Annotated in this window: 1 protein-coding gene; it reads right to left on the bottom strand. The window is 19.3% G+C overall.

Annotated features, from left to right (window positions below; all coding sequences use genetic code 4):
• Window positions 1-103: 103 nt before the first annotated feature.
• A partial coding sequence (locus EHU54_RS06090) for a hypothetical protein (RefSeq protein WP_400249509.1) occupies window positions 104-673 on the bottom strand: 570 nt, incomplete at its 5' end.

The following is a 673-nucleotide window of genomic DNA, read 5'->3' as shown; positions in this document are numbered from 1 at the left end:
TTAAATAAAAATATTCCTAATTTAACTGTTGATTCTAAAACTGGTGAAATAAAAGTTGAAGATGAATAAATATAAAAACTCATTTAATTAATTAAATGAGTTTTTATATTTCTAATGTAATTAATGATAATTTTTCATTATTTCTATTAAATAATTGTAAATTATTAATATTAATTTGTTCTTTTTCTGTAAAAATTTTAATATCATAATTTCCATAGCCTCATATACCTGATATTTCAATTTGATTTAAATTAAATAGTTTTTTGTCATAAGTTATTTTAATACTATCTTCAACTAAATCTTCAGTTATACTTGTTCAAACTGCTTTTGAATAAAGTAATATATATCATTGCGAAAAATAATTTAAATATTCTTCTATTTTGTTATTATAAACAATTAAATTAGTTAAATACTTGCCATATTCGCCATCAGATAATTTAATTTCAGATGGAATAAGGGAAGGAATATTATTTGTTTCTAATTCATTTGGTATGGATAATCAATTAAAGTAATTTGCTTCTAATTGATAAATAGGGTTTTCTGAAATATCTTTGTTTTTAACTGTTATTTTAATTTCATCATTTTTATTAATATTATTTTGATTTTTTAAATTTCAGTCTGTAATTTTTCCTGTTTTAGGAAAAATAAATGGTGTATTTGGTTCGCTGTTATT

Source organism: Spiroplasma sp. ald (assembly GCF_044714355.1).
Classification (GTDB): domain Bacteria; phylum Bacillota_I; class Bacilli_A; order Mycoplasmatales; family Mycoplasmataceae; genus Spiroplasma; species Spiroplasma phoeniceum.
Note: the sequence above shows the minus strand (reverse complement) of the source record. Positions and strands in the feature narration are given on the sequence as shown.